13 protein-coding genes and 1 pseudogene are annotated in these 15,245 nt (G+C 59.3%); 7 read left to right on the top strand and 7 right to left on the bottom strand.

Annotation, left to right across the window (positions count from 1 at the left end):
* The first annotated feature begins 54 nt into the window (after positions 1-54).
* Positions 55-261, top strand: a complete 207-nt coding sequence (locus tag N2603_RS38070; RefSeq protein WP_027575593.1) for a cold-shock protein — start codon at positions 55-57, stop codon at positions 259-261.
* A 666-nt stretch (positions 262-927) separates the two neighbouring features.
* Here N2603_RS38070 and N2603_RS38065 read toward each other — a convergent pair.
* Entirely contained in the window at positions 928-2,127 is a 1,200-nt protein-coding gene (locus N2603_RS38065) for an MFS transporter (protein ID WP_260386214.1), read from the bottom strand.
* Between the two features lie 989 nt (positions 2,128-3,116).
* Here N2603_RS38065 and N2603_RS38060 point away from each other — a divergent pair.
* Positions 3,117-4,289, top strand: a complete 1,173-nt coding sequence (locus N2603_RS38060; RefSeq protein ID WP_260386213.1) for a TlpA disulfide reductase family protein — start codon at positions 3,117-3,119, stop codon at positions 4,287-4,289.
* 953 nt (positions 4,290-5,242) lie between these two features.
* On the opposite strand, the gene N2603_RS38055 is transcribed toward N2603_RS38060, so the two are convergent.
* Entirely contained in the window at positions 5,243-5,650 is a 408-nt protein-coding gene (locus N2603_RS38055) for a hypothetical protein (protein WP_260386212.1), read from the bottom strand.
* 411 nt (positions 5,651-6,061) lie between these two features.
* On the opposite strand from N2603_RS38055, the gene N2603_RS45035 reads away from it, so the two are divergent.
* The 3 genes from N2603_RS45035 to N2603_RS38040 are packed head-to-tail and all read left to right on the top strand — an operon-like array spanning position 6,062 to position 8,001.
* Positions 6,062-6,436: a helix-turn-helix domain-containing protein gene (locus N2603_RS45035; RefSeq protein ID WP_425248947.1), complete on the top strand. Its 375-nt coding sequence runs from the start codon at positions 6,062-6,064 to the stop codon at positions 6,434-6,436.
* Positions 6,342-7,700, top strand: coding sequence for a type II toxin-antitoxin system HipA family toxin (locus tag N2603_RS38045; RefSeq protein ID WP_311740776.1), 1,359 nt, complete (start codon positions 6,342-6,344; stop codon positions 7,698-7,700). The genes N2603_RS45035 and N2603_RS38045 overlap by 95 nt, the downstream gene beginning before the upstream one ends.
* Before the next feature lie 10 nt (positions 7,701-7,710).
* The gene (locus tag N2603_RS38040; RefSeq protein WP_260386211.1) at positions 7,711-8,001 is read left to right on the top strand and encodes a hypothetical protein; all 291 of its coding nucleotides are present in this window, start codon (positions 7,711-7,713) and stop codon (positions 7,999-8,001) included.
* On the opposite strand, the gene N2603_RS38035 is transcribed toward N2603_RS38040, so the two are convergent.
* Positions 7,986-8,129 carry a hypothetical protein gene (locus N2603_RS38035; protein WP_260386210.1) on the bottom strand — a complete coding sequence of 48 codons (144 nt, stop codon included), beginning with the start codon at positions 8,127-8,129 and terminating at the stop codon, positions 7,986-7,988. The genes N2603_RS38040 and N2603_RS38035 overlap by 16 nt on opposite strands.
* Before the next feature lie 498 nt (positions 8,130-8,627).
* On the opposite strand from N2603_RS38035, the gene N2603_RS38030 reads away from it, so the two are divergent.
* The gene (locus N2603_RS38030; protein WP_260386209.1) at positions 8,628-11,003 is read left to right on the top strand and encodes an NEL-type E3 ubiquitin ligase domain-containing protein; all 2,376 of its coding nucleotides are present in this window, start codon (positions 8,628-8,630) and stop codon (positions 11,001-11,003) included.
* An 865-nt stretch (positions 11,004-11,868) separates the two neighbouring features.
* Here N2603_RS38030 and N2603_RS38025 read toward each other — a convergent pair.
* The 3 genes and pseudogenes from N2603_RS38025 to N2603_RS38015 form a co-directional block, all read right to left on the bottom strand.
* Positions 11,869-12,887: pseudogene (locus N2603_RS38025) on the bottom strand (IS110 family RNA-guided transposase).
* 283 nt (positions 12,888-13,170) lie between these two features.
* Positions 13,171-13,389, bottom strand: coding sequence for a PRC-barrel domain containing protein (locus N2603_RS38020; RefSeq protein ID WP_260386208.1), 219 nt, complete (start codon positions 13,387-13,389; stop codon positions 13,171-13,173).
* Between the two features lie 45 nt (positions 13,390-13,434).
* Positions 13,435-13,680, bottom strand: coding sequence for a hypothetical protein (locus N2603_RS38015; RefSeq protein ID WP_260386207.1), 246 nt, complete (start codon positions 13,678-13,680; stop codon positions 13,435-13,437).
* Between the two features lie 251 nt (positions 13,681-13,931).
* On the opposite strand from N2603_RS38015, the gene N2603_RS38010 reads away from it, so the two are divergent.
* Complete coding sequence (locus N2603_RS38010; protein ID WP_260386206.1) at positions 13,932-14,663, top strand: Crp/Fnr family transcriptional regulator; 732 nt, start codon at positions 13,932-13,934, stop codon at positions 14,661-14,663.
* A 276-nt stretch (positions 14,664-14,939) separates the two neighbouring features.
* Here N2603_RS38010 and N2603_RS38005 read toward each other — a convergent pair whose 3' ends face one another.
* Positions 14,940-15,245, bottom strand: coding sequence for a hypothetical protein (locus N2603_RS38005; protein ID WP_260386205.1), 306 nt, complete (start codon positions 15,243-15,245; stop codon positions 14,940-14,942).

Raw genomic sequence — 15,245 nt, 5'->3', positions numbered from 1 at the left:
GATGGCCGGGAGACTCTTCGCTAGATCACAACGGTTCACTATGGAGATGCCGCCGTGGCAATGGGTATTGTGAAGTGGTTCAACTCGACCAAAGGTTATGGGTTCATCAGGCCTGAGGACGGAAGTCCCGATGTCTTCGTGCACATCAGTGCCGTCGAAAAAGCCGGTTACACCACCCTCGAAGAGGGAGCCCGGGTAAGTTATCAGCTCAAGGCCGGGCGTACGGGTAAGATGTCAGCTGAGGATCTCCGGGTTGGCTGATCTAACCCGCCTCCGGAAGCTGCTCTCTCCAAAGCGTGTTCTCGCACCTGTCCGACAATCCCTTGTCACGGCGCCGGGCGTTCGGCCATTCGATTGTCTCTTCCCCAGCCATGAGGCTGTCTCGCAACCCGCATGACAGCCTTGATCTCCCGAGGCCGTCGACTGATCACTACGGTCAGAGTTATATGAGTTGCGGGGCCGATCGCAGTGTGGCGTGGCAAGATATTCCTGCCAGCGGCCCACGAACGGCCGCGCCGTACGCTCGTGACCAACGCGCCGGGAAGTGGCACGCCAGCCAGGCTGGTGCTCCCCTGTGCAAGCGTGATGTATATAGCTCATGAAGGTGCTCGCACAACCGGGTTCGTCCGTTACGGTTCTGGCCGGCTGCGCTGACGCTGCAGGTCTGTTTCTGTTACGCTCATGCCGTGAGCCATCGAGAGCCGGTGTAAACGAAAGCGCATTGGCTGATGCGGCGCGGTGAGGTGAAAATTCCAGGCATCGGCGCTTGGGGTGAGCCGATATAGTTGAGATTAATGCGCCTTAGTTGTTTCGTACGAGGCGGAACGCGCGCGGCTTCGATCCAAATGCCTGACACGCGGTGGAAATGTCGCACATGCGCAAGCGGTCTTTATTTGGGGACGGCGATAACCCGATCTTTGACCAATATTATCTCGGACATCCTGCGGTCGCAGCTTCTGCAGGTGCTCCATTACGCATGAAGGCAACAGTCAGCCCGATGCCGATGAGACCAATCAGGAGCGATGCCGCGGCCAGGGACGCGACGCCGCTAGTCTCAACAAGGATGCCGCCGAGAAAGGCGCCAATGGCGATCCCCGCGAACGTGGTCGAGCTGTTCATTGCCAAAACAAGCTTCGAACGATTTCCGGCCAGACCGAGAAGCCGGTGCTGGATCGGGACGAGATACATATAACTCGCATTACCCCAAAAGAAGGCGATGAGCACGGTGAGGGCACCATGCTGTCTGAACGCAACCAAAGCTACGAGCAGGATAAGTTGTGCGCCTGCAACCGCGATGAGAACTCTATACGGGCCAAAACGGTCTGTCAGAACGCCACACGCAGTGTTTCCCGTCACGGCTCCAAAACCGTAGGCAAAGAGCGCGGCTGAAAGCAGCGGCACCCCGGCAAGCAGAGAACCGGTGATGAAGACGCTCACATAGGAGTAAACGATGAACTCGGAAACGACGATGAATAGTGTCACCGAAAGCATACCGTAGATGCTCTTTGACAGCCCTTGGGAGATCGGGCCGTTTCCGCGCTCCGGCGCCTTGGGAGCTATTCCGGACATCATCGGAGCGAAGATTACCAATGCGAGAAGCCCGGCAATGACCACGAAACCGAATGAGAAGCGCCAGCCGATAGCATCTGCGATCCAGCTTGTGGCTGGAGCGCCCACAACTTGTGAAACAGTCATACCGCCAAAGATGAGAGACAACGCGAACCCCTTGCGGGCTGGCGGCAGGAGCTCCGCGGCCAGCGCGGTAGCCGCCGGGGTGAACATCGCCGCGCCGTAGGCCGCAATGACGCGACCTGCAGCAACGGTAAGGAAGTTTGGAGCGATCGCGCAGATCACGTTACCGATGATGAAGATCGAAACAGACAGAATCTGAACATTGTGGCCGCTCATCGCCGTGAACATCCAGGCATTCAGCGGCGCGAAGACGGCGTAGCAGAGCGCGTAAATCGAGATGATCGAACCCGCCGCGCCGGGTGAAATCGCAAGATCGCGAGAGATTACATCGAGTGCTCCAATGATGACAAAAGTGTCCAAGCCAATAGCGAACGCAGCGACGGTCAGAGCAGCAATGACGAGTTTCGTTCGCGCGTCGGGAGGGGATAAGGTCATGACGGTGCTCGTTCGTGTTGTTGTGGTGTGTTCAAAGGCAGCGCGTCATGCAACTCAGGATAGGGGCTGGCGATGATCGTACCCGAGTAGCGGGGACGTGGGCCGTATAGCAGGGACTTGGTCACCACCTCGCCGATTTCTTGCGCGATCTCCAGCTTGTCGGGTGTTCGAGTGTCGATATGCTGTAAACTCCCGGATCATACACGCCTTCAAGGAGTGTTTCTCGACAACCGGCTTTGTTGTTTCGAAATTCATCTTATTCCATGCTTTTGGGTCGATATACCCCAGCGTCGACTTGGGACTCGCTGCGTCCGAGGCTACTTCACTTCCTTGCGTTTAATACCGCAATGCTCTGACTCGGTAGTATGAAGGTGTTGACGACCTGGAGACCACCGCCAAACTTCTCGATCACGAGATAAACTTCAGGTGCGCGCTGCACAGAAGGATATAGCTGCACCGTGTTTTGCGGCTTCGACCGTGGCAACCATGGAAATCGTCGAGCGAGTATGATTTCGTACACCTCGAGAGTCTTTGGAACGCAAGACACTTTAAGGTCGCATGAGCGTGACAGCGACTCGCTCGACGGAACGTGTAGATGCGCACCATCAGGAGAGAGCCTTCTCATCTAGTTTTGTCGCTTCGAGCTCGCAGGCTTCGCCTATCGTTAGCGCATCCGGATCGGCTCGCATGACCAAGTGCTCACCGACAAGGATTTCGTGTCCAACTTCTGACATGGGACAAAGTCCGTCAGGTTCAAAACACCGGCTGCGTTTGGGGCGTCTTGGAGTTTTCAAAGCGTAGTCAGGCGTTTGATGCGTGCGAACCGAGATGGCACGCCTTTTGCTGTTGGGATGCAGAAACACGGAGTGAGGGCTGAGCGCACACAAGATGCGCAAAACGCGTGATGCTCTCCAACCCGTGTGCTCCGTATGAGAGAAACAGGCTAGCGCTAAGTCGCGCAACGAGTGGCAATAGTTTTGGAGAGCAACATGGTGCTGCGCATGGAGTCCCCAGCTCCTCCGATCAAGGTGGAGAACTGGCTGCGCGGCGAGCCCCTCACGAGCTTCCAGCCCGGGAAGGTGTACATCGTCGAATTTTGGGCAACTTGGTGCGGACCATGTGCGGAAGTCATGCCTCATCTAGTAGAGCTGCAAGAGAAATACAAAGACAGCGGACTTGAGCTGCTCGGCGTCGCAGCTTGCGAACAAGCTCCAACGGCGGACGAGGCCCGAACAACGTTGGACGCGTGGTTGACGGACAAGTTCTCGAACCTGAACTATCGGATCGGGTTCGACTCCACAGGCGAAATGAACAAGCTTTGGATGGACTCCAGCTTTTCTGTGGGGATTCCCACCTCGTTCGTCGTTGACCGTGACGGCCACATCGCCTTTATCGGTCATCCGATGGAGCTCGATGACGTCTTGCCGAAAGTTCTTAACGGCAGTTGGCGGACCAGCGATGAAGCTAAAGCCGCCGATACAGAGCGGATCGACAGCGGACGACGCGAAATGCGCGAAAGGACGCTGACTAAGTCGATTCTCGCCAAGCTTCGGCCGGCGATGGAGGCGGAGGATTGGGCAAAGGCGGTTTCGGCGGTCGAAGAGGCCGTCGCGGTGATGCCGGACGATCTCCGCTTCCGCGCACTCCATGCGGAACTGTTGCTTCACAAACTGCGCAACTTGCAGACCGGCTTGCCGGTTTTGAGGCAATTCGCTCGCGACGCGATCGACAAAAACGATGAGCGGTGGATGGAGTGGGCGCTGCGCCAACTCTTTGATCCGGCGAATGACAACTCCCACTTCCCGTCTGCCGAGCGCCTCGCGATGGGCAAAGAGTTGTCCGAACACATTCTTGCGCTGAATCCTCCGCAAGGGGACTGTGGCTTCAAGTACCTGTCCTATGGGATGGTCGCTCAGTATTATTATGAGTGCGGCAACAAGGATCGCGCAATCGAATTGATCGAGGTGGCGTTGAACTCGCTAGGCGGTCCTCAGCCTATCCCCGACGAACTGAAACAGGACGTCATGTCGACGTTGGTCGAAGCGCTGGCCAACTACAAGGGTGAGAAGGCTTGCTATGGGACTGTTTGTGCAACTCCACAAGACGGGTTTCCGATAGCGTCAAAGCGCAGGCAACGGAGCAAGCAACAAAAAGAAGGGTGATCGTGGGAATTGCTCGCTTGCCATCATCAATTTCTGCGCGGCCAGTGGCAACTAAATCTGACGATCTGACGGTTTACACGAAATGCTAAACGACTCCTCCGTCATCAAGATGCACGTGCGCACAGCCATCGGGGCTGCCGGACCTACGCGGGCATCGCCACGCTTCTGCAGACAGGCGAAGATGAATGTTGTCAATCCGCCGTACGCTCACCGCCATCCCGATGCAGAACGGAATCATGAAGAGGGCAATTGCGAGTTGGAGGGCAATCTGATGGGCGGCAACGGCTGTCGTGCTGATCACACCCATCGGAAGCGCCGTCGCGAAAAAAAGGCCCGAAAACGGCACCGAAACCGGCGTCCCGGGTCGCCGAACCAAATCCCGGCAACGAAAGTCGCACTGTTCACAAGGCCGGTTGCGGCAAGCCGAATTGGCCTGATCAACAGAGTGCGTTGGTCGGAATGGCGGCGAGAGTGATCCACAAGCCTGGCGTCGGGTAGTTGACCGCCGCCATGAAACTGCGGATCGCCAGGAACCACAATGTCGGCAAGATGCCCCGGCCAGCCCGAACAGATATTGTTGAGCTAGTCTAGAATCGCGATGGCTGGTTCGTGGCCGAGCGCAAGCACGATTTGCTCGCCCTGCACCGGCAAAAACCATAATCGGCGCCCACAGAAGGAATGCAGCCGATAGCCCCATGCGCAGCGAGCGCCATACCAGGGCTCTGTCCGCCGCGCCACATGCTAGCGCCGCGGGCGCATCCAGCATCGAGATCACAATCACTACACAGACCTGTGTGGTCTTGAGGGCATTCTCAAATTCGGCAAATTCTGATTCACCGAGTCGAGATCCGGGTGAACTCAAGCACGGAATCGACGTTGCGCGAGAGTTTGCGCAACAGATCGCGGCCGGAGCGGATGGGCGCTCCCGCCTGTTTATCGACTATCTGCTCGACCTAACGATAATTTTGCTTCGAACGATGGAAATTCTTCATCGCCTGCTTCAGCCGGGCGCGCGGCGATCTCGGGCAACCGCGAGCGTATGCGGACAACGGCCGGGGCGTCGCATCGGGCTCTCGCCTTCGATCTTCGCGGTTCATGACAAACCGCCTGCAGGGCGGCTTCCCGATTTCCTCGGAGCCGTTCGCGACCTCGACGAGGTCTGCCGCCGACATGGCGCATGTATCGAGGAGGCGGCCTTCGGCTGCGCAAAGCCACCCTAGTTTGGTGTCAGATTGCAACCGGGATTGCGTTCCTTGGATCATTTGGCGCTTGGTCATAGCTTCTCCATTGATCTTGAACTGCGTGGCTTGAATCATCCGGCCTTTCACACGAATGGGAAGTGCGCTGGCAATCATGGGCACGCCCGGATCACCTAGCGCCTCATGTTTTGACGCGGTTACTCGTCGCAGCGAGCTCGTCTCTATATCCCCCATCCGCTGCCAGTCGCGGAGATCGTTGTGGGCCGGCAGCGCCGCTCGACACCGAGCGGAGGCTAAGGACCATGCTTCGCTCGATCGGGCTCGGATTTCCCGGCGCACGGTCGTCGTCGATCTCCTCTTCAATGAACCCAGTTGCTCGGCGCAGAATTCCCGAGCGGTAACTTTCCGGACCGCTCTCGGTTTGAGATAATGTTCCCGTTCGGTAAATTTTATCCTCTTTCCATCGGATTTCCATCGCATCGTGCGAAAAGTTCCCGTTCGGTAACTGTCCTCTGGACATTTGCTGTTCCAACCCATAAAGTTCCCGTTCGGTAACTTCATGACGAGAGGGCTATGAACACGCCTCCAAAACGCACTCCCCCCTCGGGCGGAGACGAGGCTCCTGGCGAGACCGGTGTCGCACGCCAAGCCGCGGAGTTCGCTGCAGCATTCGGTCGCCTCATCCAGGAAGAACGCAAACGCCAGGGCCTCCGGCAGGACGAGCTGGCCATGGTGAGCGGGACAGGAAAGCGCTTCATCGTCGACCTTGAGGCCGGAAAAAGCACGTGTCAGCTCGGGCGCAGCCTGCACGTGGCAAACGTGCTCGGGCTGCGCATCGAAGAGGTTCTCAAGGATGCGCAAGTCCGCCGCGCGAACACTTCCGAGACACCGGACATTCCCGACAGCGACGAGGAGGAGCCTCATGGACCGTCTTCCGGTCTACTTTGAGACGCGAGAGGTCGGTTGGATTACTGCCGCCGACGAAGCGTCAGGCTTCACCTATGCCGAATCCTGGCGCGGGCTGACCGGCGCCTTCCCTGTGTCGCTCACCATGCCGCTCTCGCGGGCGTCGCATGATGCTTCGGCAATTCTGGTATGGGCGGCAAATCTGCTGCCGGAGAACGCAACTCTCGGGACCGTAGGTCATATGCTCGGCAAGTCGCCGGCCGATGTCATCGGTCTTCTTGCCGAGATGGGCCGCGACACCGCCGGCGCGCTCTCCATCGGACAACCTGGCACCGGGCTGATCGCCGGCAAATGGCGAGAGATCCCCGACAAGGCCTCGCTCGCGCGCATCCTCAATGAGCTACCCCACAAGCCCTTCCTCGTCGGCGAAGATGGCGTGTCGATGTCGCTTGCCGGTGTGCAGACGAAGCTCGCCGTCGCTCTGGATGGCGACACCCTGTACATACCGATCGACGGCGCGCCATCGACCCACATCATCAAGCCCGATGGCGAGCGCTTGCCTGGCGCCGTCCAGAACGAGGCATTCTGCCTGACGCTCGCGCGCATGATCGGAATCCCGACGCCGAAGGTGACGACCGGGACGGCAGGCGAATGTAGCTACCTGCTGGTTGAGCGCTATGACCGCCGTCACGACGGCAAGAGGTGGCGGCGGCTGCACCAGGAGGATTTCTGCCAAGCCCTGGGCCGTCCGCCAGCTGCCAAGTACCAGAACAACGATAGAGGCCTAAAAGGACCATCATTGGCCGACATGATCGGCGTGACCCAGCGCCACATGACAGCACAGGAGACCGCCCGCTTCGTCGATCTTGCCATCTTCAATCCGATGGTGTGGAACACGGATTCCCACGCTAAAAATTACTCGCTGATGCTATCGGCGCGCGGCGCCGCCATGGCGCCAGGCTACGACATCGTCTGTGCGGCGCCATATCCGAAGATCACCCGCAACATGGCTCAGAAGATCGGCGGGCAGAAGCAGGCCGACCAGCTCGGACGCAACCACTGGGAGCGCTTCGCCATCGACTGCAAGCTCTCTCCAGCGCAGACGATCCGGCGCGTCTCCGAGATTGCTCAGGCCGTGACGCACCATGCAATGGCGGCCAAGGCCGAGGTCGAAGCCATGCCTGCCGGCGGCGATCCCGTCCTGGACACAGTGGTCGAGGCGGTTATTTCGCGCGCACGCGGCTACCTAGAGCGCCTGAAGCAAGCGGCGCCAGCGCCGGAAGGCGCAGCAGCCCCATCGCCCTAGGAATAGACGCATGTCGCGAGAAAGCCGAGCCCGCCTGCCTCACCGTCTGAAAATGTGGCTGCAGATCTGCGCTCAAGGCTCCCGGGGGGACGCGCCCGACGATTGTCCGCACAACGATACGATCATCGCACTCGAGGCGCTGCTCGAAGACGACGACAAGGATTTCACCCAGCAGGCCCCGATCTTCCGCATCGCTCATGTAGCTTGGCGCGGCGCGCCGGATAGCAAGATGTCTGCTGCCGGCACGATATTCGCGACGTGGCATGCGAAACCGCAAACGGCGGTTTATCGCAAGGCCTGATGCGTGCCGATCGAGTGGCAGAGCGCCCAGGCTACGGCGAGCTTCGTGCTGATGGTCGTCGCCTTCTTCGCCATCAAGGAGACGAACTCGGCGAAGCCGCCGCGCCTCATGCTGGTCGTTGTCTCCAAACTCTTGCCTCCAAATCCTTGTCTCCAAACGCTTGGCCCGCTCGCGTTGCGAATCGCGGAAGGGGTCATTGGATGCGTACCAGCCGCGACAGGGTCAATGTGCGAGTTTTTGCATTTCTACCTTCGTCAAAGATGCCGCTTAGCTCATGGCTCTCGCTTCGGAGCAATTGGCCGCTCTGTGACAAAGTCGCGCCGGACCGGAGAAGGTCGCTAGCAAGGCGGTGTCGGAAGACATGGACCATGCAGCGGCAGGTCACGGCGGACATATGACCTGACGTTCAGTGGACCACGGGGGTAGCGACATTGCGATGCTTCCCAGCATGAATTTTCCGGCACCCACAAGCGCGGACGTTCTTGAGAGGCTCAGAAATCGGCTTCTCGACCAGGGCAGTTACAATCATTCTCATTCCTCGTCAGCTTCTCGAAAGCTAAGCCGCGTAGCGAGAACGTGTTTATCCGGGTTCGGCGTTCGCTGCTCAGATTTGCCAGGAGAATTGGATGGATCCGAAGCACCTCCACCCATTCGAGGCCCCGGATGTCGAGCGGGCGTACGACGACGAGCTGCAACAGCAGCAGGAGTACCAAGCGGGGTTTCAGCAGCACCTGAACGAGTTGCGTCCGCACGAGCGCCCGCCCCAGCATTCAAATAGTCTCGGCGACCGCGACGTTGTGTCGAACAGAGATGCAGATTTTTTGAGAATGCCGCACGGGCATCGCGTCGGACAAGGCACCTCGCCGTTGCCCTCGGATTCGCCTGCCTTCTCTGGACAAGGGGTCAATCAAGATCTGCTTTTTGCGGCCGCGGATCGGGGTGGCCAGTTGCCAGCCGGCAGTTTCAGTCTGACGGATAGTTGGCACGGCGTGGATGCAGCTGCCGATTGGCCGACGCAAAGTTTCGATCAGGAGGGGCATTGGTGGGCGGAGCCCGCTGATGTGGTGCCTGAGTGGCCAACGACCCCAGCAATTCCTTGGCAGCAAAATCTCGGAGCATCAATCCTCGGCCGACAGCTCCGGCCAGGCGATGGCAGTACGACGGACCTTGAAGACCCCGTCCTCAGGCAATCGCGGCTCGACCACATCTTGGACAACTGGGCCGCCGAGGAGGGGCAGACGGAAGACGAAGACCGCCAAGAGGCCGTAAGACGAATAAGAGCCTGGGCAGAGGCCGGCGACGTCTATGCAGGGCTGGAGCTGCATGATCTGGGCCTGACGACACTGCCCGCCGCCCTTCCGCCCGGGCTCCAGTCGCTCAACGTCAGCGACAACGAGCTGGTGCGCCTGCCTGACACCCTCCCGTCCGGACTCCGGACGCTTGGCGCCAGCAACAACCGCTTAACCGGCCTGCCCGACACCCTCCCGACCGGACTCCAGTCTCTCGTCATCGGCGGCAACCAGCTGACCGGGCTTCCCGAAACGCTTCCGGAGAGCCTTTCGACACTCGCCGTCTGCAGCAATCGGCTGACCAGCCTGCCAGACAACCTGCCGGCCGGGCTCCAGGACCTCGATGTCCGCGGCAACCTGTTGACCCGCTTACCCGACACCCTACCGACCGGACTTCAGTCGCTTGCCCTCGGTAGCAACCGGTTGACCAGTCTACCCGACACTCTCCCGCCTGAACTCAAAGAGCTCGAAGCCGACGGCAACCGGCTGACCAGCCTGCCCGACACTCTCCCGGCCGAGCTCCTGTTGCTCTTCGCCCGCGATAACCGGCTGACCAGCCTGCCCGAGACACTCCCGACTGAGCTCCAGAGACTCCACGTCAGCGGCAACAGCCTGTCGAGCTTGCCCGAGAACCTCCCGACCGAGCTCCAGATGCTCGAGGCACGCAACAATCGGCTGACCAGCCTGCCGGAGACCCTGCTAACCCGGCTAGGTTCTGGGTGCATGGTTTATGTGGAGGATAATGCGCTGCCCGAGCAGGTGCGGACGAATTTGGCGGCAGCCCTGAATGCGCGGAGCTATGCCGGCCCGCGCGTCTTCTTTTCAATGGATGAGGGGACGATGGTGGACCAGGAACGGCCGCTGGCCGATGCGGTCGCGGACTGGTTGAAGGGCGAGCCGGAGGCGATCGCCGCCTGGCAGAACTTCGCCCACGAGGAGGGTGCCCCGCAATACGCGCTCTTCCTCGACAAGCTGCAGAAGACTGTGAATTATGACAATCCCGAATTCCGAGAGGCGGTGGCCGAGGATCTACGGCAGGCGGCGATCAGGCCGGAATTGCGGCGGCAGTTTTTCGAGCTGGCCTACGGGGCGAGCGAGACCTGCCAGGATCGCGTCACCCTGACCTGGAACGGCATGCAGACCGCACGTCTGAAGGCTGATGTCGAGGACGGAGCCTATGACGATCGGCTCGGCGAACTCATCCAGCAAGCGCGGGTCCTGTTCCGCCTGAACGCGCTCGAGCCGATCGCCCGTCAAAAGGTCGACTCGCTCGGCTTCGTCGACGAGATCGAGGTCTATCTCGCCTATCAGGTCAAGCTACGTGAGCGGCTGGACCTGCAGCTCATCGCTCCGGACATGCGATTCTTTGATGTCGCCCACGTCACTGAAGACGACCTCACCGCAGCCGAGATCCAGGTGCGCAATGAGGAGGCGGCGGGGTTCGCCGACTATCTGGCAACTCGCTGGCAGCCCTGGGAGATGGTGGTGAGCCGGATCGCCCCACAAGCCTATGCACAGATGGAGGGCCGGCTCAGGCAGGCGATGGACGAGGAGTTTCCGAGCCGCCTTGAGCAACGGCTCGCCGAGCATCAGCTAACCGGAGATAGCGATGCCGAGGTGCAATTCGGAGCCCAGATCGGCGAGGAGATCGCCCGCGAGATCAAGGGCCCTCTGATGCGCCAAGTGCTTGGGGACCACGGGCTTGAGCTGTGAAGCGGCCATCCAATTACGAGGAGCGTCAATTTTGCTTCCACCCGGCCCTCGCTAGGTCCTGTTGTTTTCGGATGCCGGCACGCTGAATGGGGCGCTTGTTGAAAACGCTCGGCCGGCAGATCTACGGACATGGCGGCGCTCGATCTCCCCGAAAGATGACCGCGGAGGCGCGCGGCAACGGCCCAGATGCAATTCATTGCGCCAATCGCGCTCCAGAGGCCCTTCGTTCTGCGGACTGACGCAAGCGCGCCTTGAGCTCTGAGCGCACGTCTGACTGCAGAAAGGCGTTCTCACGGGCAGCATCGCGATGCGCCCTTACCGCCTCTTCCGCGGGACTTTCAGATTTAGCGAGGATGCAATCCTCGCCGAAATTGATCCATTCACTAAATCTTATAGCGATGACGACGGCTGTAGTGGATACAGTCGGCGTTGGCCGGGAAGGGGCTGTATGGCGACCAAGAGCGCGGAGATCGCGCAGGAATTCGCGCAGGCGGCGCTCAGCGCCGCACCGGTATCATTCTGGGACCTCGGCGTGAGCGGAAGAGGCTCAAGGGGCAGTTAACTGGCGGCCTCAGCGCGTCGAGCGTGTAGGACGTCGCTCATGTCTTAGGGTGCGTACTCATCGGTGGACGCCCCGCGAGATGCAAGCGATTTTTGAAGAAGATCGGCACGTAGTCGGATGCTGCCATCTGTCCGGCCTCTGATGGTGCAGCGATGAAGCTGCGGGCCCGTATGGGAGTTCGCAGACCGGAACCAAATCATAAAAGCGTGCTCTGGGCACGATGAGTACGCCTGGTTCTTCGGGCCTCGTCTCGCCGACTGTTGCGCCATACTCTCCTTCGACCGACTACACTTCCGACGACGATCACGCCTTGGCTGCGACCGGAGCCCTGTAATTCTCCTGCTTGATAAGTAGCGCCCAGACGATCCGCGCCATCTCGTTGGCAATCGCGACCATTACCAGCATGCGTGGTTTGCGAGCCAGCACTGTTCGAGCCACGAACCACTTGGCGCACCGCGTTTGCTCGCCTATTGCACAACCGCGCTGCTGCCGATGATGAGGAGGCGCCTAAGCGTGCGTTCGCCCTTGGATGTCGCACCGAGCTTCTGCTTGCCGCCTGTCGATCTTTGAAGAGGCGTGAGACCGAGCCCATGCCGCGAAGTCACGGCCTTTGGAAAGGGTCTCGGCCGGCGGCGCTAGAGCGGCGATCGCGGTGGCGCAGATTGGGCCAATGCCAGGAATGGTCATCAGCCTGCGCGATACCTCGTCTTCGCGAGCGCGCCGAGCGATCTCCTGGTCGAGATATGCGATCTTGCCATTCAACTCGGCGAGCAGGTCTAGCATCATTCGTAACATGGGGCGGGCCGCTTCGGGAAGTGAACTGGCCATGGCTTTCTTCTTCGATGTGATCGGTAAGTTTCGCCACATGTGATGGCCCCTTGGGCGCGATCCAGCCATACTCCGTGAGGTGTACTCGGATCGCGTTGATGAGCTGGGTTCGTTGCCGCACTAACAGGTCACGGGTTCGAAATACCAAGCCCGCAGCCTGTTGCTCCTCGCTCTTTAGGGCAACGAACCGCATGCTCGGCCGCTGCGCGGCTTCGCAGATCGCCTCAGCATCAATCGCGTCGTTCTTTTGTCGCTTCACAAATGGCTTTACATAGGCGGGAAGGGATCGGCCAAACGCTATGGCCAAGCTGCGCGAGCTGCCGAGCCCAGTGATGAGCTCCTCCACATGCCTCTAAGGCTACTGTGCAAATCGGCTGAGCCGCGAAGAAATCCAGCAACTTTCCCCGGCTGATCCGTTTGCTGAACAAAGCCCGTCCTTTCCCGTCCGCGCCATGAAAGTGGAAAACATGCTTGGCGATATCCAGACCGATTATGCTAACCTACACGTCCACTTTGGCCATCGATGCCGTCGGCGGGGCGTCCACCCCATCATAAAATCTGCTGCTAAGAGAAGGCGCGCGTGATGTCCGCTTCTCATCCAACAGCGGCGCGAAAGCGGACGCTGTCGGACTTCAGAGGAGGGCCAATAGTCGACATCCAGATGCAGGGAGCCCCAATTCAGGTAGCCTTAATCCTCGCAAATGCGCTTGCAGTACGCGCGTCGCAGACTTGGGCGAACTACACCGCCCCAACGTGAATTTCGAGCGGGCCTGGCGATCAGCTCTGGATGGACTTTACGGTAGAAATCGGCCATTGGCCCTCATGCCCACTGATCGATATACGAAGTCCGTGTAGGTCGTCGAGGTCGATGCGATCGATCGCGCCAGCCTTGCCGTCGCTCATGACAACAGCCCTACCGACCAACTCGTCCTCGGCTGCATGCAATTCGCGGAGAATGTTTATCGCTCGTTCCTCGCCAGAGCTCGACCAACTCATGCACAAAAGCCTTTCGCACAACAGAATCTGGAAACAGAGAGGACCTCAATCTTTGTCTTCGCTGGAAAAGGGTTCTTGGGTCTTGCGGCCTAGGAATGTGTCCGGCAAAGGATCGTGCAAAAGTTTAATAGCGTTGCCTGCCAGTTCGCGTTGTTTGGCAACGCATGCCCCTTCTTGATTCAGGGAATGCCGAAGTTCCTCCTCAGCTGATGCTCGCATCCGCTCTGCCCGTTCAGAGGCAGCTCTGCGCTTCACCTCACGGATTGCAACGCCCAACTCGCGATCTGACATCGGTCCTGTCGCTGAAGGGTTCGGTCGATTACGGTTCGGCGTGAGGCGATCTAGCACTTGCGCTAGGACGGAAGTTGTTTTCATTAAGATCATCTCGCGGTGCAGAGGTGTGAGCGGGCTAGAACATTCCAAGTTCTGCCCGAAAGTGCCTCAATCCTCATTTGAAACCTTGGGCAACAAGTCGAGTTTAATCGGGCAAAGCTTTGCCGTCGTATCAAATGATGCGGCGTCGAAATTTTCCGGATTGCGCTTTGAACCGACCTCACGAAACGCTAATACGTAACCTGAAGGAGCACTCCCGCCTTCCCGATGAAGACGTCGCGGAAATCTGCAAGTTTTCGATCACAACCCGAGACCTTACGCCTGACGAGGATTTCATTCGTCAGGGAGACCATCCAGAAATGGCGGTTTTGGTCGTATCCGGGATGGTCGCCCGCTATCACCTACTGCAGAGCGGCCGTCGACAATACCTTTCGTTCCATATGTCCGGCGATCTTCCCGACGCACAGGGACTCTTCATCGAAAGAATGGACCATGCGCTCTGCGCAATTGGCCCTGCGACCGTAGCCTTTATACCGCACAGGCAGATATTGAGGGCCTTCCAACGACGTCCCTCGCTAGGCATTGCCATTTGGAGGGAAACGCTGTTGGACGCCGCAATCTTCCGGGAAGCCATAACAAACAACAGTGCGCGACCAATGCAGGCCCGAATGGCACACCTCTTCTGCGAGCTGTTCTATCGCGCCCGCGTCTCCCGGCTGAACAAGGGAAATAGGTGCTCGATTCCGCTAACTCTGGTCCAGATTGCGGAGACGCTCGCCATGGCAATCGCTACCGTCAATCGGACCCTTCAACAGTTGCGTACCTCGCGCACTATGGATTTTCGCGACGGCGAACTGGTGGTTCTGAAATGGCGAGAATTGCAGGAGTTAGCTGACTTCAACCCAGACTACCTGCACATGAAGAAACAGTCGTCTGTTTGATGATTGGCCGGACCACCGAGTCTGTCAGCCGGAACTTCTCGCTGCGGTACGCTCGATGCACGCGCAAGCCCGCGGGTCCGCTGTGAGTCACGCCCGGAAGAACTCAGGTCGCGCATATCGGGTCCGCTGCACCCCGAGCAGCTGACATCCGACGGAAGACCGGGTCGGCCCCTTCGGGCCAATTCCGGACCCACACACCGAAATGATCCGTCTGTGTTCGACCACGCCCATAGGCTGTCGCGTTCCAGATTGCGCGCAATGTCGCTTTGCCTTACCTCACTTCCGTATACGTCGTCTTCGCTTGATGGTCAGATGCGGACTGAGCTTGCTTAATCTTTTCGCATTCGCCGCTACACGCCGCCTGTATCGACGAACGATATCTTCGCCCGAAGCACCAGCCATGAGGCTCGCACCAGCTCTGAATGCCTCGTCTATCTTTTCACTGACCATTAGTTCGGCTTCTCGCCGGGCGCGTTTGCCGCCCGCCGTCAGCTTCCACATCCGCAGCCCAACGACCTGGTTAGCCTCCAACGCCAGCATCATCCAGGAATGAAGCATCCGCTGTTTTCCGAACTGCCGCAA

Origin of the sequence: Bradyrhizobium huanghuaihaiense, from assembly GCF_025200885.1 — a bacterium.
GTDB lineage: Bacteria > Pseudomonadota > Alphaproteobacteria > Rhizobiales > Xanthobacteraceae > Bradyrhizobium > Bradyrhizobium huanghuaihaiense.
Note: the sequence above shows the minus strand (reverse complement) of the source record. Positions and strands in the feature narration are given on the sequence as shown.

Coding starts and splice junctions, on each gene's coding strand:
- N2603_RS38045 (WP_311740776.1), top strand. CDS start 6,342: ATGCGCAAGTCCGCCGCGCGAACACTTCCGAGACACCGGACATTCCCG.
- N2603_RS38030 (WP_260386209.1), top strand. CDS start 8,628: ATGGATCCGAAGCACCTCCACCCATTCGAGGCCCCGGATGTCGAGCGG.
- N2603_RS38040 (WP_260386211.1), top strand. CDS start 7,711: ATGTCGCGAGAAAGCCGAGCCCGCCTGCCTCACCGTCTGAAAATGTGG.
- N2603_RS38015 (WP_260386207.1), bottom strand. CDS start 13,680: ATGTCAGATCGCGAGTTGGGCGTTGCAATCCGTGAGGTGAAGCGCAGA.
- N2603_RS38020 (WP_260386208.1), bottom strand. CDS start 13,389: ATGAGTTGGTCGAGCTCTGGCGAGGAACGAGCGATAAACATTCTCCGC.
- N2603_RS38060 (WP_260386213.1), top strand. CDS start 3,117: ATGGTGCTGCGCATGGAGTCCCCAGCTCCTCCGATCAAGGTGGAGAAC.
- N2603_RS45035 (WP_425248947.1), top strand. CDS start 6,062: ATGAACACGCCTCCAAAACGCACTCCCCCCTCGGGCGGAGACGAGGCT.
- N2603_RS38065 (WP_260386214.1), bottom strand. CDS start 2,127: ATGACCTTATCCCCTCCCGACGCGCGAACGAAACTCGTCATTGCTGCT.